A 25,375-nucleotide genomic window follows, 5' to 3' on the forward strand; every position below is an offset into this window, starting at 1 on the left:
ACCCTCAGGCCACCAGGCGGCGGACGCCGTCCTCGATCCGGCGGAGTCCCGCCGCGACATGGGGCAGGTCGAGGGGGGCGTCGGAGCGCAGCGCCCGCCACTGGAGTGCGGGCGTATCGCCGTACAACATGCTGGTGGCGGCCTTGAAGCGCAGCGCGCCGACCTCGTCACCCAGGAGATGCCCGGCGAGGACCGCCAGTCCGCCGGCGTCCAGCAGGTAGCGGGCCAGCGACGGCGAGTCGACCACGCCCTTGGCGGCGAGCACCGGCCGCAGCGGCTCGAAGTCGGGGTAGACGTAGAAGCCGCCCGTCGGCGGCCGGCAGCTCGCGCCCGCCCCGGTGAAGATGGCGTGCACCGCCCGGGCGATGGCTCCGTGCAGGCGGGCGCTCGCGGCCAAGTGGGCGCGCAGCTCGGGGGGTTCGGCGAAGGCGTAGGCGGCGACCTCCTGCATGGGCGCCGCCAGCGTGGACCACATCTCGCTGGCCACCGCGAGCACGTCGGCCCGCAGCAACCGTCCCGCCCGGTCGTCGGGGAAGCGGGCCACCCCGATGCGCCAGCCGCCCAGCGCCAGGCTCTTCGACAGCCCGCTGGTCACCACCGTCCGGTGGGGGAGTACCTCGCACGGGCTGAGGTAGGGGGTGTCCGGGTGGTGGATGACGTCCCGGTAGATCTCGTCGGAGACGACCGTGAGGTCCTCCCGCTCGGCGATGGCGCAGATCTCGCGGATCAGGGCGGGCGGGGCGAGGGTGCCGGTGGGGTTGTCGGGGAGGGTCAGGATGAGGGTCCGCGGGTCGTGGCCCGCGCGCCGTTCCGCGTCGAGGGTGCGGCTCAGCCCGGCCGGGTCGGGTACGCCGCCGGCCGCGGCGGGGATCGGCACCGGGATGGCGCGGCGGCCGGCGAGGGCGGCCTGGGGGGCGTACGTGTTCCAGGCCGGTCGGGGGATCACCACATCTCCCGGCAGGATCAGGTTGAGCGCCATCAGCAGCGGCTTGCTGCCGGGGGCGATCACGACCTGGTCGGGGCCGGTCGGCAGGCGTCGGCGGGTGAAGTAGCCGGCGACGGCCGCCCGCGTCGCGGCATCGCCCTGGACGGGGCCGTACGCATTGCGCCGGGAGCCCGCGATCAGGCTCTCCACCAGCGGCTCGAAGGCCGGCAGGCGGGACTCGCCGAAGCCCAGGTGCAGGATGTCCTCGCCGGCCGCGCGGCGCTCGGCCACCTGCTGGTTGAGCGCCAGATTCGGCGACATCGGGCGGGGCTCGGACGAGGGCTCGGCCTCGGTGTGCGTCGGGTTCACCGTGGTGGCCACGGCAGCCTCCCTTAAGTCTGCGTCAGGCCGCGCCGCCAGCGCCGCCCCAGACCGCGGCGGCGATGTCGGGCGGCGTGTCCTCGGCCGGCTCCAGCTCGTCCAGCCACGCCGCCGTAGCGGAGTAGCGGGCCCGGAACGGGCGCCCCACCAGCTCGGGGTCGCGCGCCTGCAGCATCCGCAGCTGGAAGAACCTCCCGCCGGCGGTCTCCTCGACGCCGTCCACCACGACCTTGCCGGGGGTGGCCGACATGACCGGGCCGCGCACCGTCCTGGCGAGCCCCGGGAGGGTCCGGTACGCCGAGCGGAACACGTCGGCCGCCTTCGCCAGCGGCACCTTGAAGTAGTCGTACGGACCGGTGTCGCGCTCGACGAACATGTAGTACGGCACCGCACCCGCGGCCAGCTCGGCCCGCCACAGCGCGCTCCACGTCGGCGCGTCGTCGTTGATGCGCCCGATCAGCGGCGCCTGGCAGTACACCACGGCGCCGGTGGCGCGGATCCGGGCGAGCGCCTTCGCCGCCAGGTCCGTGCCCAGCTCCCTGGGATGGGTGAAGTGCGCCATGACGGCCAGCGTGCGCCCGCCCGCCACCACCCGCTCGAAGAGGCGCAGCACGTCGCCCGCGTCGTTGTCGGTGACGAAGCGCTGCGGCCAGTAGGCGAGCGACTTGGTGCCGATACGGATGGTGCGCACCGACTCGACCTCTAACAGCGGCTCCAGATGGTCCGCGAGCCGGTCGGTGCCCATGATCATCGGATCGCCGCCCGTGAAGAGCACGTCGTACACCTCGGGGTGCTCGCGCAGGTAGCGGACCAGCACGTCCGGGCGCGGGGTGGCGAACCGCAGGTCGGCGTCGCCGACGAACTGGGCCCAGCGGAAGCAGTAGGTGCAATAGGAGTGGCAGGACTGGCCCTGGCTGGGGAAATACAGCACCGTCTCGCGGTACTTGTGCTGCAGCCCCGGCGCGGGTGAGCCGTCGATGCGGGGTACGTTCAGCTCCTGCTGGCCGGAGGGGTGCGGGTTCAGGCGCCCGCGGATCTCCTTGACCGCCGCCATCACCGCCTGCCGGTCCCCGGTCGTGGTCGCCGCCGTCAGCAGCCGCTCGTCGCCCGGCGACAGCATGCCGCGCTGGGGGAACACCATGCGGAACATCGGGTCGTCGGGCACCCGGTCCCAGTCGATGAGCTCGGACAGCGTGTACTCGTTGACCCGGAACGGCAGCACCTGGGAGACCAGCCGGACCGTCTCCACCTGCTCCCCGGTGAGCGGGAAGCGGGTGGCGATGGCGTCGAGCTGCCGGGTGCCGTACGCGCGGAAGCGCTGGCTCTGGACGGGGCTGGGGCCCGACAGCGGCATCATGGCGGATCTCTTCCGTGAGACTTCATCGAAAGTGGAGGGAAGACAGGGCAGGCGCCCGGGCAGCCGACGCGTTTGTACTGATTGGATCATCGGCCTCAGAGGCCGCCGCCAGCCACCCGTAGCGCCCCCTAGAGGTCAGACCGCCTGGCAGGAGATCACGCGATCCCCGTCCAGGAGCTGCTCCCGGTTCCTGACCCCCAACTTCCGGTAGACCCGCGTCAGATGCTGCTCCACCGTGCTGACCGTGATGAACAGCCGGTCGGCGATCTCGCGGTTGGCGTACCCCTGCGTGGCGAGTACGGCGACCCGCCGCTCCGACTCGCTCAGCCGCTCGAAGCCGAACTGATCCCCGCGGTGATCCCCGGCCGGACTCGCCGCCTCCTTCGCGTCGGCCATCCGGGTCGCCTTGGTCGGCACCAGCGCCTGGCACAGGGACTCCGCCCGGCAGCTCTTGGCGAGCCGCCACGCGCGCCGCGCCGTCTGCCGCGCCACCGACCGTTCCCCCAACTGCTGGTAGGCCCGGCTCAGATCGACCAGCACGGCGGCGGCCTCGTACCACGCGCTGTTGTTGTCCAGCCGGTCGAACGCGTCCTGCAGGATCGGCGGCTGCTGCGCCGTCGGCTGCAGCAGCGCCAGGCTGTGCAGCGTCATCCCGCGGGCGCGCGGCGACCCCAGCTCCGAGGCGGCGAGCTGCTTTTCCACGAGCCGTACGGCACGCTCCCGGTCGCCCAGCCGCATCCATGCCTCCGAGGCCCCCAGCCGCCACGGAGCCAGTGCGGGGGTGTCGACGTTCCAGCGCTGCATCAGCGTGCCGCAGCCCATGAAGTCGGTCAGCGCCATGCTCAGCTTGCCGGTCGCCAGATAGTGCCGGCCACGCGCGTAGAGGTAGTGCACCCCGGACCGCGTCTGGAACAGCGCCTGCGGCGGCTCCTCGGCGAGCAGCTTCACGACCGCCTCGTGCTTGCCCATGGCGGTCAGGGACTCGATCAGCACCGCGATCGCCGACGCACTGCCGACGTTCCAGGTGCGCCCCGACCAGTGGGCCAGCGCCGTCTCCGCCTGGCGTACCGCATCGCCCAGCTGGCCCCGCCGCAGCGAGATCATCGCGCCGGAGCTCTCCAGCAGCGCCTTCCACGCCGGGGCCTCGTACCGCTCCGACTCGGCCGAGAGCACCTCGTACCACTTGCGGGCGTCGTCGAGTTGGTCGGCGTAGCAGAGCGCCATCAGCGCGGCGCGGAATCCGTCGAGCTTCCAGGCGCCGGGGGAGTGGCTCCCCTGCAGCACCTGTTCGGCCAGTGCGATGGCCTCCTCGTCCGCCCCCCGGTGCAGCGCGCGGGCCAGGGCGTGCCGGGCGCGCACCTCCGATGTCGAGGTGGCGGAGAGGTGCGCCTTCGGGAGCGGCCGGCGCGGCCGGTCGAGCAGGCCCAGAAACTCCGAGGCCATCAGCAGCCGCGTGCTGTTGAGCGTCGGCCCCGCGACCTCGTCGCGGTTCTGGTGGTCCACGACCTTCATCGCGTCGTCGAAGTGGAGGTAGAACATCATGCCCTCCGCCACCCGCATCGCGTTGTCGTTCGCCAGCTTCCCGGCCATGATCGAGTTCTTCAGCGTGAGGAAGTACTGGGCCGAGTCGGCGGGTCTGAGCTGCCACTGGCTGAAGGCGTACTGCGACATCACCGAGAGCCGCTCCGCCTCCTCCGTGCAGCAGTCCCGGGCCAGCTCCAGGCATCTCAGCCCCTGTGCCACATCGCCGTCCGCCAGCGCCTGACGGGCGGCTTCCTGCAGTACGGGCACCACCCAGCCCTCCTGCAGGGGTCTGGAGTGGAGCAGGTGCGCGGCTACGGCCTGGGGCGCGGCCCCGTTGTTGTACAGCAGGCCGGCCGCGCGATGCCGCAGCTCCGTCCCTTCACTGGGGTGCATGTCACGCAGCAGCGTCTGCCGCATGCCCGGATGCCGCACCTGGGTGCCCTCCAGGGCGCCGATGCGCGTGAGCAGGTGCAGGCAGGTCTGCACCGACTGCTCGTCGATGCCGCTCAGCCGGCTCAGCAGCGCCGGCGTGGCCTCCCCGTCGAGCACCGCCACGCAGCGGGCCACCCGCTCCGCCTGCGGACCGAGCCGGTGCAGGCAGGTGAGCACCGCCTGCTGGAATACCTGTCCGGTCGACAGCCCCTCCGCGGCGGCCGGCTGGAGCGCGGGATCGTCGGCCGCCGGCAGGCCGGGAGCCGCCTCGGACTCCGACGCGGCGCGCAGCCCGTCCTCCACGAGAGCGTGCGCGAGCAGCGGATTTCCCATGCTCAGCCGGTGCAGCTCCTCCGCGACGTGATCGGAGGGAACGGCCGCCGTCAGGCGCGCGGCCAGCTGCCCGACTCCCTTGCGGGACAGCGGGTGCAGATGGAAACGCCGGACGCTGGCCTGGTACATGAGGTCGTCCAGGATGCGCGGCGACTGCTCGTCGGGCAGCAGGGTGCCGCGCGTCAGCACCAGCGCTACGGGCAGCTGCGGCAGCCGCTGCGCGAGATAGCGGAGGCAGAAGAGGGTGGCCGGGTCGGTGTACTGGACGTCGTCCACGGTGATGAGGAGATGCCCTGTGGCGGCGAGTTCGGTGGCGACCCGGTGCGTGTGCCGGGCGGCCCGTACCAGATCGTCCCGGTCCACGGCCGGCACCGGTGAGACGCCCGGCGCCGGCGAGCCGGCCGACACCGCGCGCGAGGCGGCCGACACCGCGGGCCCGCCGAGGGTGATACCGCCGGAGAGGTCGACGCCCTCCCCTCCGAGGTCCGGAATGTGGGCGTGCAGCGCGTGGAGCAGCTGGGTCAGTCCGCTGAACGAGTGCTCCCGCTCGTCCGGCGCGCTCACCACACTGAGGACGGTGCTGCCCGCCGCGGCAGCCTCGTCCGCCAGGATGTTCAGGACGGCGGTCTTGCCCATGGCGGTCGATCCGCTGATCGAGGCGATAGCGCCTCGTCCCCGTACGGACCGAGCTATTAAGTCGCCGAGTTCTCCCAGTATTTCCGAGCGCTCTACCAGCACTGATCCCCCTTGTCGGTGCGTATGAGCCGGGCTGGCAGGGCGGGTCTTGGAGGGAGAGTCGGTGACGCGTAGTCCACCTCGGGCGTAGCGGACCGGTTACTCCGCGCTAGGTAACAGCGCACGAATGCCCCCCGTATGGTCAGTATTTGCCGATGGGTGAGTAATGATTTGACCAAGAGTGCAGCAAGACTGCAATGGGGTGATTGTTTCGGCTGGGACGGGAGCGATACCCCTACCGGGGTCCCGACCCCTAGTGTCCGCGGACTCCCGGGTACGCGCCACCGCGCCCGGCGACGTTCGTAACTGGCGTTCCGTCAGCCACATCCGACCCACCGCAGCGACCCCTCCTCACCTGGGCCGCTTCCGGCCCCGGACACCCCCGGGAAACCTTCGCGTAACCGCGTCGCGCCAGCTCACCCCTACCGTCGGGCACCTGCTGGCACGCCGTCTGGAACGGGCCGCCGGGCCGTGCCCGACCCGGGGATTCCCGGGTCGGCAAAGGTTGCGTTAACGAGGGCACGTTAGGGGGTGTTCGGGGTCGGGGGAGAGGGGTGGAGGCGGGTGCTTCTCCAGTCGCATGATCGGCCCTCGGCGACGGCTGCCGGGCTGCAGCCGGCCGGTAACTGTCCGTAGCGGGGCCTGAGTTCAGCGGGCGCCCGGGGGCCTGCCGTCAGAACACCATCGTCAGGAGGTCGGCGAAGAGTTCCTGCTCGTCGACGTCCAGCCCGCGCTTGGTGAACCACGTCGCCATGTTGTGGCAGTCGCGCAGCAGGAAGTCCATGCCCTTCGGATTGCCGACGACGTCGACCACCTGCGGGAGGTCGATCATGACGATGCGCTCCGGCTGGGCGAGGACGTTGTACGGCGAGAGGTCACCGTGCGCCAGCCCGGCCCGCGCCAGCTCGCGCATGCCGCCCCGGAGCTGCTCGAAGTACAGCCCGAGCAGCTCCCTCGACGGCCGGACCTGAGCGAGCCGCGGCGCCGCCCCGCCCTCCCCGTCGTCGATGAACTCCATCAGCAACTCGGTCCCGTCGACCTGCACCGGATACGGCACGGGCACCCCGGCCCGCCACAGCCGGCACAGCGCGTCCCACTCCGCATAGGCCCACTGCCCGGCGGCGACACCGCGGCCGTGGGCCGTCTTCTTGGCCATCGCCCGGCTGTCACGGCTGTTGCGGGTGCGGCGGCCCTCGACGTACGACGTGCTGCGGTGGAAGGACCGGTGCTCCTCGGTGCGATACCGCTTCGCAGCCAGCAGCGCGGACTTGGCGGGCTGCTCGCCAATGGCGTCGACGGCCCGCTCGATCAGGAAGACATCGGCTTCCTTACCGGTCTTGAGGACACCGAGCTCGGTATCGACCGCGGCCTGTTCGGTCACGACCCACGCGGGACGCGGCTCCGGCCCGCGCGAACCGCGCTCGACATCCAGCCAGGTCGACCACCGCTGATCGGGACCCAGCCGCTCATCTACTGCAAAGAAATCAAAGTCAAAGTGGTGCTCGGCGCGAGAGGCGTCGAAAGACATCGGAAGTGCTCCTGAACGGTGAGGTGGGACTGACGCGGACATGCCGCAGCACAGAGATCGCCATTCGCCAGCCCTCCTTAGGTCCAGGCAGCGCTCCTCGCCGCTCGGTCGCACCAGGTTCCACGCCCGCTTCCGGGCGCGCAACGTATTTATTGCCGTACGAAGGCGAGCGCCTCGCCGGCCAGGTGGAAGGGGCATTCGGTGGTGCGGTGTGGGGCGGAGGTTTGGAGTAGGTGGGTCAGGCGGGTGTGGTGTGCGGCTACCTCGTCCCGGTCGTCGGCCAGGGCGATCAGGCCTTGCAGGGGGAGGATCTCCGCGTGGGGGCGGCCGGAGTCGCGGGCCGTGTGTAGCGCCTGTTCGTAACGGATGCGGGCCGGGAGGGGGCGGCCGGATTCCGCGGCCAGGGCGGCGAGCATGGTGAGGTCGTGGGCGGCGCATTCCGGGCGGGCGGCTGTGAGGTAGCCGGTGATGGCCGCGCGGTGGAGGTGCTCGGCCCGGGAGTGGTCGCCGTGGGCGCGGGCCGTGAGGGCGGCGGCGGTGTCGGCGGTGGCCAGGAGGAGGGGGTTGTCGTGGGTGGTGGCGTAGCGGCGGAGGGTGGTGGTTTCCTCGGCTGCTTCTTTCCAATTGCCGTCGCCTATTGCCGCGTACGCCAGGATGGCGCTGACGTACGCCGCCTCGTATGCGATGTCCAGCGCCAGCAGTTCGGCGCGGGCCTCGCGCCAGCACGTCACAGCTTGGGAGCGGTGGCCCAGGCGTTCGTAGGCGGCGCCGGTGACGGTGGCCGCGGTGGCGGCGGCGTACGGGTCGAGGCCGGTGAGGAGTTCGCGGGCGGTCAGGGCGGATTCCAGGCCTGGGGCCGGTTGGCCGTCCACGGTGAGCAGTTCGCCGTGGAAGAGGCGCCAGAGGCCGGTCTCCCAGCGGTGGGCGCGTTCGTCCGGTGCGGTGGCGGTGCGGTGGGCGGCGGCGCGGGCGTCGGGGAGGCGGTCGCGGCGTAGGTGGACGGTTTGCGCGAGCGCGCCGACGAGGGTGAGGCGGGCCGGGTCGGCGGTCTTCTCGGCAGCGGTCAGTGCGCGGGTCAGGAGCGAGCGGTCGTCGTCCGCGGCTGTGCGGGAGGCGTCGTCCCCGGGCTTCCGTACGAACATGCCCAGCCACGCGCACCACGCCAGCGCCTCCGCGTACCAAGGATCCTCCGCCGTGGTGTCGGGGAGGGCGCGCAGCAGTCTGCGGTGGCCCTCCTCCAGGCGGCCGGAGGCGAGCCAGTACAGGGACAGCAGCGTGGCTATGCGTGATGCCCCGCGTCGGTCGGCCTCGTCCTCGCTGTCCTGGAGGCGATCGAGGCACGCGGAGACCTCGGGCATGGCGGCGGCGACGGCCGCGAAAGCCTCGCCCGCCCGGCCGTCGCGGATGGCGGCGGCAGTGCGCTCCGCGAGGCCGGTGACCCAGGCGGTGTGGCGGTGCAGCGCCGCCGCCTCTTCGCCGTGTTCGGCGAGCTCGGCGCGGGCGAAGTGGCGTACGGGCAGGAGCATTCGGTAGCGGGCCGAGTGGGCGTCCGGTTCGTAGAGGAGCAGCGATTTGGTGGTGAGCCGGGACAGGGACTCCGCCGCCCGGGGGCCGGCCACCGCCTCGGCCGCTTCTGTGGTGATGGGGGAGGAGAAGACCGACAGGGCGCGCAGCGTGGCGCGTTCGGCGTCGGTGAGGAGGCGGTGGCTCCAGTCGACGGCGGACCGCAGCGTGTCGTGGCGGGGGTCGGCGGAACGTAGGCGGGGGGACAGCAGGCCGCGGTGGGTCTGCAGTTGCGCGAGGATCTCCGGCAGGCGCATGGACGCGGCTTCCGCGGCGACGATCTCGATGGCCAGCGGCAGCCGGTCGACGGCCGCGCAGACCTTCGCGATGTCCTGGAAGGTCTCCGCGCGCGCGGCGGCGGGGGAGAGCCGGGCGAGCCGGTGGCGGAACAGTTCGACCGCGTCCTCGTCGGTCATGGGTGGCAGGGCGAGGGTGGTTTCGGCGGTCAGGGCGAGTCGTTCTCGGCTGGTGGCGAGGATCCGCAGGCCCGGGAGGCGGTCCAGGAGCTGCACCGCGAGGGCGGCGCAGGAGTCCAGCAGGTGCTCGCAGTTGTCCAGTACGAGCAGAGGGCGGGTGGCTCGGGCGACGAGCGTACGCAGCCGCTCGGCCAGGTCCGCCGCCGCTGTCGGCCCCGGCGGCAGCCCCATCGCCGCGGCCACCGCCGCCGATACGCCGTCCGCCGCCCCGGGCGGCAACCCGTCCGCCGCGTCCGCCGCCCTTGGCATCCTGCCCGCCCCGGCCACCGTCCCCGGCACCGTGCCTGCCGCCCTTGGCATCCTGCCCGCCCCGGCCACCGTCCCCGGCCCTCCGTCCGCCGCGACCGGCACCAGGTCCACCGACCACACCGTGGCGCCCGACCTCCGCTCCCGGGCCACCGCCGCCTCCGCCAGCCGGGTCTTCCCGACCCCGCCGGCGCCGGTCACCGTCACCAGCCCCGCCAAGCCCAGCCGCGCCTCGAGCTCGCCCAGCTCCGCGCGCCGGCCGATCAGCGGCTCGGAGGCCGCGGCGTCCGGCCGGCCCGGCCCGTCCGGCGTGCCCGGCCCGCGCGGTCCGGCCGGACCGGGCGCGGCGGCGTCGCGGGCCTCGACACCGCGCAGCACCGCCCGCTGCGTCGCCCGCAGTTCCGGTCCCGGCTCGATGCCGAACTGCTCCCGCAACCCGTCCCGCGCCTCGCGGTACGCCGCCAGCGCCGCCGGCTGCCGGCCGGCCCGCTGCAGCGCCCGGATGAGCAGCGCGTACGACCGCTCCCTGCCGGGCTCCTGACGCACCGCCCCGCGCAGCTCCTCGACGAGCCCCGCCGGATCCGCGGCCCCGGAACCCGCCAACTCCGCCTCCGCCCAGTCCTCCAGCGCGCCGAGCCGCACCGCCTCCAGCCGGGCCCGCTCCTGCTGGACGAAAGGCAGCGCCGGCAGCCCGGCCAGCGGCGCACCCGGGAAGCCGTCCAGCGCCGCGCGCAGCAGCTCCGCCCGCCGGTCGGGGCCCGGAGCGGCGCGGGCGGTGGACAGCTGGGCCTCGAAGTCGCGTATGTCCAGGCGGTGTTCGCGGAGGTCCGCCCGGTACCCACCGGGGCTCGTACGGACCAGGGCCGCGCCGCGCGGGCCCAGCGCCCGGCGCAGCTTGGCGACCGCCGTGTGCAGCGCCGCGGTGGGCGACTTCGCCGGGGACGGGGTCCACAGCTCGTCCAGGATCCGGTCGGTGCTCACCGGGCTCGGGGCGTGCAGGAGCAGCAGCGCGAGCAGCAGCCGCTGCCGCGCCCCCGTGATCGGCAGGACCGCCTGCCCCGGGGCCTCACGGACGGCGACCTCGCCCAGCAGGCGTAAATCCATGGCGCCATCCGATCACTTGGCGGGATGGCCGTCGTCAGCCTCTGGTACGAAGCGCCCCCCGCGGGGGCGGACAGCGAGCGGACAGGAAGCGGACAGGGGCCGCGGCAATGCTGTGGCCGGGATCAACAGATCAACGGCGAACCTGAGGAGACATCGTGCTGCGGCTGGCACTGAGCACCCTGCGGGCCCGTACGTCACTCTTCGCCGGCTCACTCGCCGCCGTGGTGCTCGCCGTGACCCTGCTCACCGCCGCGGGCGTCCTGCTGGAGGCGGCGCTGCGCGGCGAGGGCGAGGCGAACCGCTTTCACGGCGCGACGGTCGTCGTGGCGGGCGATGCCGCGGTCGGGCTCGACGGGAGGCGGCACGAGCCCGGGTTCGGCGACGTCGAGGCGCCGCTGGTGCCGCGTCCGCTGGTGCCGGAGCGGCTGGTGGAGCGGATAGCGAGAGTGCCGGGTGTCCGTGCGGCGGTGCCGGACGTGACGTTCTACGCGCAGGCCGTAGGCAGCGGCGGCCGTCCCCTCACGCCGCGGCAGGGCGACCGGTCGGCTGGTCACTCCTGGGCGGGCGCGGCCGTCACGCCCTTCGAGCTGACGGCCGGGGCGCCGCCGCGGGGCCCGCACGACGTCGTACTCGACGCGGCGACCGCCGCCCGCGGCGGCCTGCGGACCGGCGATCGCGTGACTGTGCTGACCGGCGCGGAGGGCCGGGAACGCTACCGGGTCAGCGGCGTCGCGGCTCCGCCCCGGCCCGGGCTGACGAAGGATCAGTCGGCGCTGTTCTTCGCCCCGGAGACGGCGCGGCGGCTCGCACCCGCCCATGGCGGCCGGGCGCATGCCATCGCCGTGACCGCCGAACGCGGCGTGCACCGGGGCGCGCTGGCGGACCGGATCCGTAAGGCGATCGGCCCCGACGACCCCTCCCTGTCGGTGCTCACCGACACCGCGGCCGCCGAAGTCTCGCGCAGCGATGTGCTGTTCACCGAGACGCTTGTCTTCGTCGTGTCGATGGGGTCGCTGGCGGTGTTCGTCGCGCTGTTCGTGGTGGCGGGCGGGTTCGCCTTCGCGATTCTGCAGCGGCAGCGGGAGATCGCTCTGCTACGGCTGGTGGGTGCCACGCCGCGGCAGGTCAGGCGCATGATCGGCTGGGAGACCACGGCGGTGGGGCTGCTCGGCGCGGCCGTCGGAGTGCCGGCGGGCGCCGCTCTCGCCGGGCCGCTCGCCGAGGGCCTGGTCGCGCTCGGCGTCGCACCCGCCGAGCTGCGGGTCGAGTTCGCGGCCCGGCCAGCTGCCGTGGCCGCGGCGGCCGCGCTCGTCATCACCCGGCTCGCCGTGCTGGCCGCCGCCCGCCGTGCCGCGCGGGTGAGCCCCGCCACCGCGTTGCAGGAGGCCTCGCTGCCCAGCCATCGGCTGCCGCGCGCCCGGCTGCTGACCGGATGCGTGCTCCTGGTCGGCACCGGGCTCTTCCTCGCCTTCGGTATCGCCACCGGCGGCGTGCAGGGCGCAGGCCTGGCCTTCGGCGCCGTGCTGCCGCTGCTCGTCGCCGTCGCGGTGCTGGGTCCCTTGCTCGTACGCCCCGTACTCCCACTCGCCGGTGCCGTATTACGCGCCGTGGCCCGCCGCACCGGCCACCTCGCCCTCGCCAACAGCGCCGCCGCGCCGCGGCAGGTCGCCGCCGCCGCGGTGCCGATCGTCCTGCTCACCGGCTTCGCCGTCTCGGCGCTCTTCATGCAGAGCACGCAGCAGGCCGCCGCGGCCCGGTGGGCCGACGAACGCCTCCGCGCCGACACCGCGCTCCTCGCCCAGGACGCCGAGGGCCTGCCCCCTGCCGTAGCGAAGGAAGCCGCGCGGCTGCCCGGTGTGACGGCCGCCGCCGCGACCAGCAGCGCCTGGGTCCGGATCTCCGTACGCACCGATGAGGCGGAGAGTGTCAACGCCCGTGCGCTCGCCGCCGATCCGCGGCTCTCGCGGGCGCTCGCCGTGCACGTGCGCGCCGGCTCCCTGGCCGGCCTGGACGCCGGCCGGGCGGTGGCCGTCAGCGAGGAGCAGGCCAAGGAGTACGGCTGGCGGGTCGGCGACCGCGTCCGCCTCCGGCTGCCGGACGGCAGCCACGCGAAGCTCACCGTCGGCGCCCGCTACGACCGCTCCCTGGGCTTCACCGACCTCGTCGTGCCCGCGGCCGTCCTGCGCGCCCACACCCCCGACCCGCTGCTCGACGCGGTCTACCTGACCACCGCGCCGGACGCCGACCGGGCCGCGCTCGACCGCGGTCTTACGCGCCTGACGGAGCGCTGGCCGACCGCGGCCGTGGCGGACCGCGCCGCGATGCGCGACGCCGGGGCCGACAACGCGGCTACGGAGACCTGGCCGGTGTATCTCTTCAGCGCTCTGATCGCCGCTTTTACGGCGCTCGCGCTGGCCAACGCGCTGGTGATGGCGACGCTCGCGCGCTCGGCGGAGTTCGCGACGCTCCGGCTGGCCGGGGCCACCCGCCGCGATGTCCTCGCCCTCGTCGCCGGGGAGTCGGCGGTGGTGACCGCCTGCGGGCTGGTGCTCGGCGCGGCCGTCTCCGGTGTGGTGCTGGTCGGCGTGAGCGTGGCGCTGACCGGGGAGCCGGCCATCAGCGGGCCGCCGGGCTTCGTCGCCCGTGCGGCGGGGGGTGCGGCGGTGCTCGCGCTCGTATCGGCGCTGGTGCCGGCGCGGCGGATGCTGCGCACGCGACACAACGACCAGGAAACGTGGGGGAATCCATGACCGAACCGGACGCACTCGCCCGTATGCCGCTCACGCCGCTCGTCGCCGAGGCCGCCCTCCGCCTGCACGAGGTGACCCGCAGCTACGGCACCGGCAGCGGCGCCGTCGCTGCCCTGCGCGGCATCTCGCTGACCCTCCCCACCGGCTCCTTCACCGCCGTCATGGGCCCCTCGGGCTCCGGCAAGTCGACCCTGCTGCGCTGCGCCGCGGGCCTCGACCGGCCGACCGCCGGCGAGGTGTGGCTCGACGGCACCGGCATCGCCCGGCTCAGCGAGCACCGGCTTACGCTCCTGCGCCGAAGCCGCCTCGGCTTCGTCTTCCAGTCCTTCAACCTGGTCCCGTCCCTCACCGCCCAGGACAACATCCTCCTCCCGCTCCGCCTCGCCCGCCGCCGCCCGGACCGCGACTGGCTGCGCGACGTGGTCGCCCGCACCGGCCTTACCGACCGCCTCGGCCACCGCCCGGCGCAGCTCTCCGGCGGCCAGCAGCAGCGGGTCGCCATCGCCCGCGCCCTCATCACCCGCCCGAAGCTGGTCCTCGCGGACGAGCCCACCGGCGCCCTGGACCTCGCCTCCGGGCAGGAGGTGCTGTCCTTGCTGCGGGAGTGCACGGACGCGCTGGGGCAGACGCTGGTGATGGTCACGCACGATCCGAATGCGGCGGCGTGGGCGGACCAGACGCTCTTCCTCGCTGATGGCGAGCTTGTGGACGCCCTCCAGCGGCCAACGGCGGCGGCGGTGAGCGAGCGCATGGCGCGGCTGCGGGGGCGGGATTGAGCGTTGCCGCCGCCCTGTGGTGCTCGTCACACGCCGTTCCTGTCAGCAATCGGCGCGCTGTCCCGCTCAAGTCCGTGAGACCAAGCGAGCAGACAGGAGCAGCACATGAAGCACCGCATCGTCGTCCTCGGCGCCGGATACGCCGGGGCCTATGCGGCCGGGATCCTGGCGCGCCGGCTGTCACCGGCGGGCGTGGAGATCACCGTGGTCAACGCAGTGCCGGAATTCGTCGAGCGGATGCGGATGCAGCAGGTGGCGGCCGGGCTCCCGGTCGAGCCCCGTCAGCTCGCCGACATCTTCGCGGGCACCGGGATCAGGCTGCGGCTGGCGCGGGTCACCGCTGTCGATCCCGAGCGCCAGGTCGTCGCGGTGGCCGATGCCGAGGGTGGAGGAGAGCTCCGCTACGACACGCTCTGCTACGCACTCGGCAGCCGGGTCGCCGACCAGGGCGTGCCCGGGGTGGCCGAGCACGCTTTCAACGTCGCCAGCCGGCCCGCGGCGCTGCGGCTGCGCGCGCACTTGGACGGCATGGACGGCATGGCTGTCGCTGGCGGGCCCGTCATCGTCGTCGGCGACGGCCTCACCGGCATCGAGACCGCCACCGAACTCGCCGAAGCCCGGCCCACCCTCCCCGTGACGCTGATCGCCCGCGGCGAGCTCGGCGCCCGCCTCTCCGCCGGAGCCCGCGGCCACCTGCGCCGGGCCTGCGACCGGCTGGGCATCACCGCCCTGGAGCACACCACCGTCGATGAGGTGGAAGCCACCCGCGTACGGTGCGCCGACGGCACCGTCCTCGCCTCCGCCGCGACCGTATGGACGGCCGGCTTCGAGGTCGGCCCCATCGCCGCGGCCGCCGGGCTGGAGGTCACCGACAAGGGGCAGATCGTCGTCGACCGTACGATGCGATCGCTCTCGCACCCGAACGTCTACGCCATCGGCGACGCCGTCCATGCCGTCGGCGACAACGGCCTGCAGCTGCCGATGTCCTGCGGCTCGGCCGGCTACACCACCCGGCAGGCGATCGAAGCGATCGCGGCGCGCCTGACCGGCGGCGAGGTGCCCCAGACCAAGCTGGTCTATCTGTTCAACCACATCAGCCTCGGGCGGCGGGACGGGATCCTGCAGCCGGTCGACGGCGAGGCGCGGGCGCGGCCGCGGTACGTAGCCGGGCGGAAGGCCGCAGAGATCAAGAAGGGCATCATCAAGGGATCGCTGTGGGCGACCTCGCACCCGACGTTCGGCCTCCCCAAACGCAAGCGCGCGGTCGCCTCCGCCGAGAAGACGATGAATGCCCCCGCCTAGAGTGAACCATGTGGACAGCACCACCGATCGCTTCGACGCCGACCGCTTCGACGCCGACCAGTTCGAGGCCGGCCGGCACCGGCTGGCCTCGCTGGCGTACCGGCTGCTGGGCTCCGCCGCCGACGCCGAGGACGCCGTGCAGGACGCCTTCCTGCGCTGGCAGGCGGCCGACCGGCGGCAGATCAAGGCGCCGGAGGCCTGGCTGACCAAGGTGGTCACCAACCTGTGCCTCGACCGGCTCCGCTCGGCACAATCCCGCCGCGAACGCACCGCCGGCGCCTGGCTGCCGGAACCGCTCCTCGACGGCGACCCGATGCTCGGCCCGGCGGACACCGCCGAACAGCGCGAGTCCGTCTCCCTGGCCGTACTGACCCTGATGGAGCGCCTGGCACCGCGGGAGCGGGCGGTCTACGTCCTTCGCGAGGCCTTCGCCCACACCCACGCCGAGATCGCCGCGATCCTCGACATCACCGAACCCGCAAGCCAGCAGCACCTGCACCGCGCCCGCCGCCGCATCACGGCGGCCCGCCGGGGCGGCACGACCGACGTGGCATCCGACCCGACATCGGACCCGGCGACCGCCCGCGCGATCGTCGAGGAATTCCTGGCGGCCGCCACCTCGGGCCGTACGGACCGCCTGGTGGCGCTGCTAACCGACGACGCGATCGCGATTTCCGACGGCGCGGGCCTGACCAAGACCCTGCTCCGCTACGACACCCCAGAGCGCATCGCCAGCATCGCCCAGGCAGGCTTCACCCCCACCACCGCGAAACGCCGCTTCGCCGGCAGCCCGCTGACCGTCCATCACGCCCTCGTGAACGGCACCCCCGCCCTCCTCTTCACGGTCGCCGACCAGGTCGTCGGCACCGTAACCTTCGACATCACCAACGGCCGCATCACGACCGTACGAGGCATCGCCACCCCCACCCACCTCACACGCCTCACCAAAACCTGGCAGCATCACCACCCGAAACCGCCACCTATCACGAGGTGGTGAGCGGTCCCGGAAGCCAGCCCTTGGCCGAGCCCAGCAGGCTGCCGACGAACAGGCCCTGGCCGCAGGCAAGTCCGACCAGCACACCACGGCGAGATACGCAAGGACACTCGGAGATCCCCAACGGCCTGCCGGGTGTGGAAAACCGCATGGACCACCTCCACCAGACCGTCCTGGGCGGCCACCTCACCCCACTGATGATCACGGAGGCGCGCCGCCGCGTATGGAGGGTTAGCTGTAGAGGCTTGCCCTCCATTGCGTCACGGCATAGTTCGGGTATTCGGCCTCTACGGGATGATCGCCAATGTCGAAGGTGATCTTCTCGGTGGGGTAGCGCCCGCTTGGGTTCCATCGGCTGACGGCGATGTGGAAATTGTCGAACGTCGAACCGGGGAAGATGAATCCCCCGTACAGATTGGGGAAGACGTGGGTCAATTCCTTCGTGCTGCTCTCGCTGGCGGGGTTCTTCGGGTTGAAGTAGAGCATGGTTTGTTCGGGAGTCCGAAAGAGATCGGATGTGGGCAGAGGGAAGGTCATGGCACGAATGTCTGCGTACGCAAAGCTTTGAACCGGCGTCGGCTGGAACCAGCTGAGGGCGTACTTGCCCTCCATGGCCCGGAAGCAGATCTCTCCCCACTTTCGCGGATCCGTGATCGAAGTCGGCTCGTTCCCCCAGCCCCATTGACCGTCCTTGTGCCCCCATCCCTGGTAGGCGTATCGCCAACCCCATCCTGAGTCCGCGGCATCGGCGTCGGTCTTGTCCAGGTCGCTCTTGAGCACTCGGAACAGCAGCAGCCCGGAGTCCTTGTCCCGGTTGAACACGGTCGACATGACGTAGATGTACGGATCGCTGGGGTCTGTGTCGGCCGCGTACGTCTTCTGCTGGAACTGTCCGCTGGCGTTGTCATCCTTGTTGGCCAGAAAGGCGTTCCCCGGCCATTGCCGCAGGTAGGTCCATGTCTCACCGTTGTCGGTGGACTTCCAGAAGTCCGTATGGTGCGTATCGTAGATCACTCCGCGCATCAGATGCATATAGAGCGTGTCTCCGACCCGGAAAATGTCCGAGGGCAGAGCCGTTGTCTGGGGTCGCCGGTCGGGAGGGGTCTCGGGTGGGGGTCCGACCGGGTCATGTCCCTCTGGCACCAGGCCTTTGGCGTGGCCGGGCCGGTCGGCCACGGCGCCGTCGACCACTATGGATTCACCGGCGCTCAGGGCGGAATGACTGCGCAATGCAACTGGTGAGCGCCAGTCCGCACTGGAGTCGCCCGGCAGGCCACCTGCGTACGTGTCACCGCCGATCAGCAGGAGCGAGCCGTCGGACAGCTGTACCGGAATAGCCAAATCGGTGTACGGAACCGAAAGGTCGCCGGTCTGCGATGGCCCGGTGAGCTGGCCGAGTTGAATCGCGTTGGCCTTGGCTTTGACGGGATTACCGATCGCCGCATGGGCCGGATGGGATCCTCCTGTCATCGCCAGCCCGGTGCCGGCCGCCGCACCCGCACCTGCCTTGAGGATCGTACGCCGACTGACCAGCCCCAATTCAGACAGGCGCCGAGTCTCGCCAACTTCCCGCATCACACACTCCCTTGGTGCCCGTATCGATGCTGTGTCCGTACTTGTCTCCCCGCTGTCCGTCAGACGCCACTGAACCATCCGGTTCACGGCATGTGCACTGACAACCGTCAGGGTTCCGCCTGCCCCACTGGCGAGAGACGCCGGTTAGACCATGGCGGTCCAACTTCGTCTCCCCCTATTCTGCTGTCGGCGCGACGGGCTGGCCTGGCTGCAGTCAGAGCCAGAGGCTCAGGAGGGGCGACTGGGGGAGCGGCGTGGAGACGGTGATTGTGCAATTGCCTGATCGGCGGGACTGGCGATCGCAGCAGCAGGACCGGCAGAAACGTCCTGAGCTGCTTTGTCTTGCACCGGGTGACACCGCGGACTTCGGGCGGGGCGCACCGGATGCGCCCGTCGTTATCACGCTGTACGACCTCGGGGTATCACGCCGGGCGGGGCAGATCACCGCAGCCGAGGACTACTGGCGGCTGTCCAATTTCAGCGCAACGACAACGTACGCCGTGGAGAACCTCGAGGGGGCGGGGGAGCACATCAAGATAGCCCCGGGGAGGATCGGCGCGCCGGTGCCCTTCGAGTTCTCCCGGGTGGTGCTGCCGGCTCAGGACGGGGAAAGCGCCTTCAAGGTGTTCGCACCGGAGCACGCGTATCAAGACGGTGAGCCGCTACTGACGGGTGGAGAGTCCACCGTGAGCCCGTTCGCGCTCGACCCGACGTCGAAGTACTTCCTGGTGTTGCTGGCTCTGTGTGAGCCGCGGCTGCGTAACCCTTCCAGTGGCGCCGTGCCCAGTGTCGGCGACGTGGTGGAGCGGCTGCGCCCGCTGGAGAGCTGCCGCGATCTGACCCGTTCGGCGGTGAATTACCACATCGACTACCTCGCTTCCGTCAAGCTGCGGCTGCGTAGCGAGGCACACTCTCCGAGCCGTTGGGAGGGCGGCAAACGCGACGAGCTCATCGCCTTTGCGCTGCGCTTCAACCTGGTGCGGGAGAGCCACCTGGCCCTGCTGGCGCCCACGGACGAAGCGTAGGAGGGGCATCCGGGATGCACACGGGCAAACAACCACCGCTCGATCTCCCTCGCGGCTACCGGGTCGGCGACTGGAGTGTGATCGCGCGTATCGGAGATGGCAGTTGGGGCAGCGTCTACGCTGCAGAACACACGCGTGACCAGACCCAGGCCGCCATCAAAGTGCTGCGCACCGATCTGCTCACGCCGGCGCAGCGGACATCGATGGACGAGCTGATGCACCGCGAGGTCCGCTTCAGTCTCACAGCCGAGCACCCCAACATCGTGCGCACCTACGCCGTGGTCACCCTCCAGGACTCGCAGTACCCCGAGCTCGACGGTGTGACCGCGCTGATCATGGACCGGGCCGAACGCAGCCTTGAGGACCTGCTCACCAACGCCGCCCCGGGCACGCCGATGCCCAACGCCGCAGACCTGCTCACCGGAATCAGTGCCGGACTCGCCCATGTCCACACCCGCGGCTGGGTCCATGGCGACCTCAAACCCGCCAACATCTTGCTCGCCAACGGCAACCGGGTGTGGCTCGCAGACTTCGGCCTCAGCGCCGAGCTGGATGGCACCCACGCCTACGTGCCGCCGCTCGGCTCGCTCGACCACGTACCACCCGAGTGGTGGTCGCAGCGCCCCTCGCTGCGCGGGGCGCCGCTGCGCCCCTCCGCAGACATCTGGGCATTCGGCGTCGTGGCCCATCAGATACTTACCGGCGGCTTGCATCCCTTCCCCGGCGGCACGGCGCGAGCCCGTGCCATCGCGGCCGGCAGTTACGCGCGCGGACGCGAGAGGCTGCGACTCGATAACGCCGTCCCACCGGAATGGCGTCCTCTGATCACGGACTGCCTGCGCCCGGATCACGAGTCCCGGGCGGCGCTGACCGCACAAGATCTAGCCAAGAGAGTCCATTCTCTGCGCAGCGCATCCCCTCCTGCACGCAGCCCATTGGGCATGGCCCGGTGGACGCTCGGCTCCGCATGGCTGGTCGGCGTGGCTGCCCTCGTGACGCTGCTGGCCGGCGATGCGGCCAGCAGCCAAGAGGCTCGCACGCCGGTCGGCTCCGGCCCGATCGCCGGCGGCAGCGTCCGCACCTTCCAGAACATCGCCACGAAGGCGTGCATGGATGACAGCGACAAGTATGGCCTGCGCGGATATCCGTGCAACGGCTTCGACTTCCAGAAGTGGCGGATCCGAGACGTAACCGCCGCCACCCAGCACATCGAGAACACCAGCACCCGCAAGTGCCTCTACGACGACGGCGTAGTGCTCACCACCCAGCGCTGCAGCACCGCGCAGCCGCTGAGCTGGGTCGTCCTCGCCAACGAGGAGGGGACGTTCTCCGTTCGAAGCCGAGACACCGGCAAGTGCCTCCACGACGGCATACATGGCCTGCAAACCCTCCCTTGCCGGTTGACCAGCGATCATCAGCGATGGCATGAAGTTACGTATATTCCATGACAAGCGGCCAGGTCGACGTGCAGGTGCCGCTCAGTCATCGCAGGGCGTGAGCTCGTCCGGGGTGGGCCTGTGCGGCGTGATGGGTTCGTCGGGGAAGTGCTCGCGGAAATACTGGTTCCAGTCGCCTTTGGCGATGAAGGTCTTGAGGGCCTGGGTCAGGCGCTCGCAGGATTCCCTGTCGCCCTTGGGCACGGCGATGCCGAAGCGGTCCTGCGCCCCGAACTGCACGTCCGGCAGGCGAAGGTCCTCGTCCTTCTGGGCGTACCCGAGCAGGTCGACCTGGGCGGTGACGACGGCGTCAACGGCGCCCTGCTTCAGATCGGAAACGCACTTGGAGAGGCCGGCGTGTTCCACGACTGTCTTCTTCACAGCGACGTTGTCTCTGAGCTGCTCCAGCGAGGTGGTGCCTCGCATGGTGCACACGGATTTACCCCCCAGGTCCTTGAGAGTGCGGATCTGCGGTCCGTCCTTGGCGGTCATGACTCCCTGCTCGCTGAATACGTACGGTCCGGCGATGTCGACGTCCTTGCGGCGCTCGTCGGTCATGGCAAAGTTCGCCAGCATGATGTCGGCCTTGTGGGTCTTCATGTAGTGGAGGCGTTGCTCGAAGGTGACTTGGACCGGGGTGACGCGGATCCGTAACTGGTCCTCCAGCCAATACATCAGGTCGGCCTGGAAGCCCTTCAGTTCGTTCGACTCGGTGTCCAGTTCGCTCCAACCCGGCAGATCCCCGATGACGCCGACGTTGACCTGCGCGCCTGGCGCCACGACGGGGGTGTCGGCGGCCGGAGAGGCGGCCGCTTCCGTGCCGCCCGTGCTGTCACCGCCATCATCTCTATCGCCGTCGCTGTCGTTGCACGCAGGTAGTGCGGCGAGCGCCAGCAGTGCCGCGGCGAGCAGGGCGAAGTACCTTGAGGTTGGCCGCCGCGAGGCGGAGCGGCTGAATATCACAGGATCCCCCTGTTGTAGAGCACGGCCTCGGCGACGCCGAGGTCGACGTTGCAGGAACGGTCCGGTTCGTGGAGGCGCAGTGTCACGCGGGCCTGGCGTTCGATCTTCCCCAACGGCAGGCGCGTTTCCTTCCCCGAGCGCAGGGTGACGGGGTCGGTGGTGCGGCCGTCGATGATGGGGGTGGCGCGGAGCGTTGCCGGCACCACGCAGTCACCGAAGCCGCGGGAGTTGGTGAGCATCAGCGTGAGGGACAGCGCATCGCGGTCGGGATTCTTCGGTACGGACAGGATCGCTGTGCTGCCGTTCTGCATCCCGCGGCCGGCGGTGACGCCGACCTGGTCGGTCACGTTCGCATCCGGCTTGTGGATCCCGTACCAGAGCACCGCGGGCACGCTGACGCCCACGAGGGCGCCCAGAGCGATCGGGGCGATATTCCTGACGCGCCCCCAGAAGCGCTGCATCCAGCTGGGGTCCCGATCGGGGGCGGGCTCCTGATCGGGGGCGGGATCCTGATTGTCGGGCTCCTCATTGTCGGTGTCGGTGATGCGTGCCCACAGCTTCTCCACGCCCTGCGGCGCCAGGTATGCCAGGAGCGCGAGGCCGAAGGAGAGCTGGCCCGTGACGTCTGAGCCCTTCGCACCCGCGCTGATAAGCCCGACGGTAACGGCGCTGACCACGATGACGACGCCGAATCCCCACCAGCGATTCCGCGAGCCCCGCTCCGGTGGCATATCCGGCTCCCGCGCCATCGCCTGCGCCTCCACACTCCGAGTTCGGTTGCCCACGCTCGTTCCCCGGCACCGTAGAGCCGGCGTCGCCCGTACCGGACCTGACATCTGTCGGGGGCGAAACACCGCACCGCTCTGCGAGGATTCCGGCGGTCCATGAAGGGGGTACGGACGGCTGGTTCGCACCCACTCAGGCGTGCCTCGGGCGGGACTCCAGCCGTCTGCTGTGACTGCCCCGACACCACGACTGCGTGCCCCCATCGGTTGGCAGGGGTGGCGGCACGCGCCGCACGGGGGTCGGCGCGTGCCGCCCATGCAGCCGGGGGCCATCAGCATGGGCACGGTGTACCTGAGCTGCGATGAGGGCGGCGTGCAGCAGCTTGCGGTGATCGAGTTCTGGCAGGGCTTCCTCGGGCACGTGATGGGCTGCACCCACGAGCGGCTCGAGGACTGTCCCGAGTACCGGGAGCACCTGCGCCAGTTGACCGAGGACATCGTCGCGGGGAGCTACCGTCGCGCCGGCCATCCCCGGTTCCGGTTCTCGCCCGCGTCCCACCCGGAGTGGGACTGACCGCGCCGGTCAGTCCCGCAGAGGGTGGACAGCTGCCGTTCGCCCTGGAACATTCGATTTCTGATCAGTTACTCGCCCGTAGTTGACAATTCCCGCATAGCATCGGAGCGCATCGTCTGACGCACGTGCATCTTGCGTCACGTTGCGTCACCCCCCTCAACCGCCCCCGCACCTAGGTCACTTCCGTGATAACAACGCCGCACTCCGGCCCCACCCACGCAGGGGCCGTCGAGTGAGAATCAGCAGACGGCTCATACTTCTGGTCAGCGTGCCGCTCGCGGTCGCCGTCGCGTTCTCCTTACGCGCCCTGACCCCCGCGGTCGACCAGGCCGTTCAGGCACATCGGCTGACCGAGATGGTCGCCGCCGCCGACGCCGCCGCGCAGCTCACGTCGCGATTACAGCGTGAGCGGGCAGCCGCGACCGCGCTGGTCGCGTCGCAGGACGACGACGTGGCCTTCGCCAAGAGCACCGCGGCGACCGATGACGCGATATCGGACTACCGCCACGAGCGGGCCGGGCTCTCCGACGTACCGGACAAGGCCGCCACGGCACTTGACCGCATTGACGGCTCGCTGGAAGAGCTGCTCTCGCTGCGGCCTCAGGTGCGCGCGGGCTCCAGCGCCATCTCCGCGCTGGCCTTCGGCTACCGGATCGCGATCGCCGACCTGATCGACTACCGCGACGGCATCGCGCAGGCCGACGGCGTCGACGCGGACACCGCCGACCGGATCCGCGCCGCCGCAGCCCTCTCCCGCGCCACCGAACACCTCGCCCAGCAGCAGGTCGTGGTGCAGCGCGCCCTGCACGGCGGCGGCTTCACCCCGGCCGCGCAGCGGGCCTTCGACGCCACCCGGCTCGGGCACACCGAGGCGGTCCGGGAGATGTACGCGCTCGGCCCGGAGCAGTGGCGGACCTGGCTGGAGCGCAGCATGGCCGGGCCCGACGCCCTCGCGGCGCAGCGCCTGGAGGACGAGGTCGGCCGGACCAGCGCCGGGCAGGAGCTCATGCTCTCGCCGCGCACGTGGCTGGAGGCCAGCTCCGACCGGCTGGCGCTCCTCGGACCGGTCCAGCGCCGGGTCGACGCCTCCGTGCACGACACCGTCGACGACACCCGGACCACACTGACGTGGTGGGCCGTCGGCGAAGTGCTCGTGGTGCTGCTGACGCTGGTCGGCGCGTTCACCGTCGCCGTACGGCTCGGGCGGGTGATGATCGGCCGGCTGCGGGAACTGCGCAACGCGGCACGTGTCGTCGCCGAGCAGCGGCTCCCGGCGATCATGGCAGAGCTCGCCGAGCCGGGCGCCCTCGGCGGCGCCAAGCCAGAACACGTCGCCAACAGCTCGGGCAGCCCCGTGCGCACCACCGGCGACGACGAGATCGGCGAGGTCGGCGAGGCCTTCAACGCCGTCCACTACGAGGCGGTACGGCTGGCCGCGCAGCAGGCCCACGTGCGGGACCAGTTCGCCGAGACCCTCGTCGGGGTGGCGCGCCGCGGCTCGCAGATGACCTCCGTCATGGTCTCCGAGCTGGACGCCGTGCAGCGCGACGAGGCGGACCCGGAGCGGATGCAGACCCTGTTCGCCCTGGACCACCTGGCCATCCGGATGGAGCGCAACACCAACAGCCTGCTGGTGCTGGGCGGTTACGGCAACGCCCGGGTGCGGACGTCCGACGCGCCGTGCGCCACCGTCGTCGTCGCCGCGGCCCAGCAGATCGAGCGCTTCCACCGGGTGTCCCTCGGCACCGTCGAGCCCGGCATCGGCATCGCCGCGCGCGCTGTGCACGACCTCGCCCACATCCTCGCGGAGCTGCTCGACAACGCCACCCGGTACTCGCCGCCCGACCGCCAGGTCGGCGTGGCGGTCTGGTCGCTGGTCGACCGCGCGGTGGTGCAGGTCGTCGACGAGGGCGTGGGCATCTCGCCCGAGCGCCGGCAGGCGTTGAACGCCCGGCTCGCCAAGCCGACGGCCGACCTCGGGGATGTACGGGCGATGGGCCTGCAGGTCGTCTCCCGGCTGTCGGCCCGCCACGGCATCGTGGTGGAACTGCGGGACTCCTCGGGGCCCGGGACGATTGCCGAGGTCACGCTGCCGGCGGAGCTGTTGGTCGAGGTGGCCGGTGAAGGCGCCACCGATCAGGGACGGGCCGGTGGGCTGGGCGTGCCCGAGGACTTCTCCCCGTTCGTCCCGCAGCCCGGCCGGGCCGGTCGGCGGCTCGTGGGCGCGGGCGCAGGCGCGGGCGCGGGCGCAGGTGCGGGCGCCGGCGGGCTCGGGTCCGTACCAGCTCCAGGCGGCGGCACGTCCGTCGCCGAACGAGCACAGCCGCGGCCCCCCGACGAAGCCCCGGCCAGGCGGCTGCAGCCCCCGCCGGAGTACGACCCGGCCAAGCGGATCGCCGGGACCAGCGCCGCGGGCCTGCCGGTGCGGGCGAAGCAGCCCGCCGACGCGGACGCGCCGGTCCCCGGCCGCGCCGCCAAGACCGGGCCGCGGGCCGCCGCCAAGGCCAAGGGTCCGCAGCGCCGCCGGGACGCCCGGCAGATCTCCGACGTGCTGGCCGCGTACACCCAGGGGATCAGCCGGAGCACCGAGGGCCGTAGTGGATCATCCTCGGCGAGACCCGGCCGTTCCACCAAAGATGACGACAGATAGA

General features: G+C 71.6%; 16 protein-coding genes. 8 read left to right on the forward strand and 8 right to left on the reverse strand.

The window, feature by feature from the left end; genetic code table 11:
• Nucleotides 1–4: 4 nt before the first annotated feature.
• The 5 genes from ACNNMR_RS36310 to ACNNMR_RS36330 form a co-directional block, all read right to left on the reverse strand.
• The gene (locus ACNNMR_RS36310) at nt 5–1,246 is read right to left on the reverse strand and encodes a pyridoxal phosphate-dependent aminotransferase (protein WP_420000609.1); all 1,242 of its coding nucleotides are present in this window, start codon (nt 1,244–1,246) and stop codon (nt 5–7) included.
• A gap of 82 nt (nt 1,247–1,328) precedes the next feature.
• Nucleotides 1,329–2,660, reverse strand: coding sequence for a KamA family radical SAM protein (locus ACNNMR_RS36315; protein ID WP_420000610.1), 1,332 nt, complete (start codon nt 2,658–2,660; stop codon nt 1,329–1,331).
• Nucleotides 2,661–2,798: 138 nt separating this feature from the next.
• Complete coding sequence (locus ACNNMR_RS36320; protein ID WP_419998946.1) at nt 2,799–5,690, reverse strand: LuxR C-terminal-related transcriptional regulator; 2,892 nt, start codon at nt 5,688–5,690, stop codon at nt 2,799–2,801.
• Between the two features lie 670 nt (nt 5,691–6,360).
• Nucleotides 6,361–7,215, reverse strand: a complete 855-nt coding sequence (locus tag ACNNMR_RS36325) for a serine protein kinase RIO (RefSeq protein ID WP_419998947.1) — start codon at nt 7,213–7,215, stop codon at nt 6,361–6,363.
• Between the two features lie 149 nt (nt 7,216–7,364).
• The gene (locus ACNNMR_RS36330) at nt 7,365–10,604 is read right to left on the reverse strand and encodes a BTAD domain-containing putative transcriptional regulator (protein WP_419998948.1); all 3,240 of its coding nucleotides are present in this window, start codon (nt 10,602–10,604) and stop codon (nt 7,365–7,367) included.
• Between the two features lie 155 nt (nt 10,605–10,759).
• On the opposite strand from ACNNMR_RS36330, the gene ACNNMR_RS36335 reads away from it, so the two are divergent.
• The 4 genes from ACNNMR_RS36335 (at nt 10,760) to ACNNMR_RS36350 (ending at nt 16,429) form a co-directional block, all read left to right on the forward strand.
• Nucleotides 10,760–13,354: an ABC transporter permease gene (locus ACNNMR_RS36335; protein ID WP_419998949.1), complete on the forward strand. Its 2,595-nt coding sequence runs from the start codon at nt 10,760–10,762 to the stop codon at nt 13,352–13,354.
• Nucleotides 13,351–14,130 carry an ABC transporter ATP-binding protein gene (locus ACNNMR_RS36340; protein WP_419998950.1) on the forward strand — a complete coding sequence of 260 codons (780 nt, stop codon included), beginning with the start codon at nt 13,351–13,353 and terminating at the stop codon, nt 14,128–14,130. The genes ACNNMR_RS36335 and ACNNMR_RS36340 overlap by 4 nt, the downstream gene beginning before the upstream one ends.
• Before the next feature lie 105 nt (nt 14,131–14,235).
• Complete coding sequence (locus tag ACNNMR_RS36345) at nt 14,236–15,432, forward strand: NAD(P)/FAD-dependent oxidoreductase (protein ID WP_419998951.1); 1,197 nt, start codon at nt 14,236–14,238, stop codon at nt 15,430–15,432.
• Complete coding sequence (locus ACNNMR_RS36350) at nt 15,419–16,429, forward strand: sigma-70 family RNA polymerase sigma factor (protein WP_419998952.1); 1,011 nt, start codon at nt 15,419–15,421, stop codon at nt 16,427–16,429. The genes ACNNMR_RS36345 and ACNNMR_RS36350 overlap by 14 nt, the downstream gene beginning before the upstream one ends.
• Before the next feature lie 228 nt (nt 16,430–16,657).
• On the opposite strand, the gene ACNNMR_RS36355 is transcribed toward ACNNMR_RS36350, so the two are convergent.
• A complete protein-coding gene (locus ACNNMR_RS36355; protein WP_419998953.1) occupies nt 16,658–18,001 on the reverse strand; it encodes a DUF4185 domain-containing protein in 1,344 nt (447 codons plus the stop codon).
• Between the two features lie 254 nt (nt 18,002–18,255).
• Here ACNNMR_RS36355 and ACNNMR_RS36360 point away from each other — a divergent pair, with 254 nt between their 5' ends.
• Nucleotides 18,256–19,026, forward strand: coding sequence for a serine/threonine protein kinase (locus ACNNMR_RS36360; protein WP_419998954.1), 771 nt, complete (start codon nt 18,256–18,258; stop codon nt 19,024–19,026).
• A gap of 14 nt (nt 19,027–19,040) precedes the next feature.
• Entirely contained in the window at nt 19,041–20,474 is a 1,434-nt protein-coding gene (locus ACNNMR_RS36365) for a protein kinase domain-containing protein (protein ID WP_419998955.1), read from the forward strand.
• Nucleotides 20,475–20,504: 30 nt separating this feature from the next.
• Here the strand turns inward: ACNNMR_RS36365 and ACNNMR_RS36370 are convergent, their stop codons facing one another.
• Both ACNNMR_RS36370 and ACNNMR_RS36375 read right to left on the reverse strand, forming a co-directional pair.
• On the reverse strand, nt 20,505–21,425 hold the full coding sequence (locus ACNNMR_RS36370) for a transporter substrate-binding domain-containing protein (RefSeq protein ID WP_419998956.1): 921 nt from the start codon (nt 21,423–21,425) through the stop codon (nt 20,505–20,507).
• Complete coding sequence (locus tag ACNNMR_RS36375; RefSeq protein WP_419998957.1) at nt 21,422–22,189, reverse strand: hypothetical protein; 768 nt, start codon at nt 22,187–22,189, stop codon at nt 21,422–21,424. Before ACNNMR_RS36375 ends, ACNNMR_RS36370 begins: the two co-directional genes overlap by 4 nt.
• A gap of 268 nt (nt 22,190–22,457) precedes the next feature.
• Here ACNNMR_RS36375 and ACNNMR_RS36380 point away from each other — a divergent pair, with 268 nt between their 5' ends.
• Nucleotides 22,458–22,724 carry a hypothetical protein gene (locus tag ACNNMR_RS36380; protein WP_419998958.1) on the forward strand — a complete coding sequence of 89 codons (267 nt, stop codon included), beginning with the start codon at nt 22,458–22,460 and terminating at the stop codon, nt 22,722–22,724.
• Between the two features lie 232 nt (nt 22,725–22,956).
• Entirely contained in the window at nt 22,957–25,374 is a 2,418-nt protein-coding gene (locus tag ACNNMR_RS36385; RefSeq protein ID WP_419998959.1) for a nitrate- and nitrite sensing domain-containing protein, read from the forward strand.
• Nucleotide 25,375 lies beyond the last annotated feature (1 nt).

It is taken from the genome of Streptomyces boninensis, from assembly GCF_048572725.1.
Lineage (GTDB): Bacteria > Actinomycetota > Actinomycetes > Streptomycetales > Streptomycetaceae > Streptomyces > Streptomyces boninensis.